The following is a 2,033-nucleotide window of genomic DNA, read 5'->3' on the forward strand; positions in this document are numbered from 1 at the left end:
AGACCCAAAGACATGACAGTTCGTGAATGGTGTGCCCTTCACGATATTAAACCACCAACCTTCTATGATCACATGCGACGAGTTCAGGACTATTTCGCAAGTCAGCTTCAGACTACAGATGAATCTAATCAGATGGTTGTTAGTGAACCGACTTTTGTTGAACTATCACCTGCTATTACTGAAACAAAACCAGTAACGTATGGAGTAGCTTCAATCATTTGTGGCAATGCTCGTATAGAAATATCAGAAGATATTTCGGAAGAGTTTCTATTAAAACTGATAGGAGCAATAAGCCATGCTCAATGACACTACCAGTTTTAAGAAGATATACATTGCTACTGGTTACACTGATCTTCGCCAAGGTATTGATGGACTGGCATCATTCGTAAAGCTAAGATTCAATCTAGATCCTTTTGACAAGGATACCTTGTTTTTATTCTGCGGAAGAAAAGCAACCAAGATAAAAGGCCTTGTATGGGAAGGCGATGGCTTCCTCCTTCTTTATAAAAGACTTGAGGTTGGTGCTTTTGCCTGGCCTAGGACTGAGTCAGAAGCTCTGGCAATTTCAGCTGAACAGTATCAAAGGTTAATGAGCGGTTTTACTATAGTCGCTAAACATCCGATTTCAGAACTCAAAGAGCCTAAAGAAATCGTTTAGTTTTGTATAAAACAGAGAATTTTGGGGCGCCCAGAAAACGCTGATTTTAAGCGATTTTCTTCTTGTTTAAAGCCTTGAATAAGGCTCATATATGGGCATATTTTCTCTGGAAATACCATTAAATCAATTGAAAAGGCTAGTTACAAGCCTTTCATATATAAGCTCTGTGAAGCCTACAAACATAGGCATTATGACGAATGCTGAAGTGCTGAAAATTAGCGTAAATACTGCATTTCAGCTATAATAGTTCCATAAGAAATGGAGCGATTATGTCAGTTAAATTCACAGAGGAACAACTGAATAACTTTGACAAAGCAATGCTAATACAGCTGTTTTTAAATCAGCAGGAGCAGCTTGAATCTATCGATAACAAGATGCAGCTTTTACTGGAGCAGATAGCTGATATGAACCGTCAGCGCTTTGGTCGTTCATCTGAGAGATCTGATGAATCTAACCAACTGTCATTTACCATCGAGGATGGTGAAATCATTTTCAATGAGGCTGAAGCCTTTGTAGATGATTACTTTGATGATGACGATGAAGAAACTATTACCGTCACTAGAAAGAAATCTAAAGGCAAAAAGGAAGAAGATATCAAAGGTCTTCTTGTTGAAGAAGTCCCTCATGAAATGACAGAGGAAGAGCTTAAGAGCTTCTTTGGTGATGAAACCTGGAAGCGTCTTCCTGACGAGGAATATATAAGGTACAAATACACACCAGCCTCTGTTTCAGTTGAGAAACATCTTGTGGCTGTTTATTCTGGTTCCAAATCAGAACGAATGGTTAAAGCTAATCATCCTAAGCAGCTACTTAGAAACAGCCTTGCTTCAGCAAGCACTGTTGCGGGTGTTTATAATGCTAAATACGTAAATGCGATGCCTCTATATCGTATTGAAGCTGAATACAACAGAGTTGGAATTAACATATCACGCCAAACTATGGCAAACTGGGTTATTCAGTGTGCTGACAGATACTTAGCAGTCTTTTACGATTATCTTCATGAGCATTTGTATGACTATCATGTAATACAGGCTGATGAAACTCCTTGCTTAGTTAACAAGGATGGTCGCGATGCTGGATTTAAGAGTTACATGTGGGTTTATCGTACAGGTAAGATGTACAAGGAGAAACCGATTGTAATCTATGATTACCAGCGGACTAGAAAGTCCGATCATCCACGAGAATTTCTCAAGGATTTCAAAGGCATCTGTGTTACAGATGGCTATCAGGTTTATCATTCCATTGAAAAGGAACGTGATGACCTGACAATAGCAGGATGTTGGGCGCATGCAAGACGCCGATTTGATGAAGCCTTAAAGGCTACACCAAAGGATAAACAGAAATCCTGCACTGCGAATAAAGCTTTGAAGATGAT

3 protein-coding genes are annotated in these 2,033 nt (G+C 39.3%); all 3 read left to right on the forward strand.

Translation table 11 applies throughout. The features are described 5' to 3' along the window. Window positions 1-306, forward strand: a 306-nt coding sequence (locus tag BUA88_RS16265; protein WP_072919710.1) for a hypothetical protein, incomplete at its 5' end; no start/stop codon positions are given. Then, window positions 296-658 (forward strand): IS66 family insertion sequence element accessory protein TnpB, encoded by a 363-nt coding sequence (gene tnpB / locus BUA88_RS15755; protein ID WP_072919712.1) that lies wholly within the window; start codon window positions 296-298, stop codon window positions 656-658. The genes BUA88_RS16265 and tnpB, both read left to right, overlap by 11 nt. Window positions 659-927: 269 nt before the next feature. After that, a partial coding sequence (gene tnpC, locus BUA88_RS15760) for an IS66 family transposase (RefSeq protein ID WP_072919713.1) occupies window positions 928-2,033 on the forward strand: 1,106 nt, incomplete at its 3' end.

It is taken from the genome of Pseudobutyrivibrio xylanivorans DSM 14809 (assembly GCF_900141825.1).
Classification (GTDB): domain Bacteria; phylum Bacillota; class Clostridia; order Lachnospirales; family Lachnospiraceae; genus Pseudobutyrivibrio; species Pseudobutyrivibrio xylanivorans.

Coding starts and splice junctions, on each gene's coding strand:
- tnpB (WP_072919712.1), top strand. CDS start 296: ATGCTCAATGACACTACCAGTTTTAAGAAGATATACATTGCTACTGGT.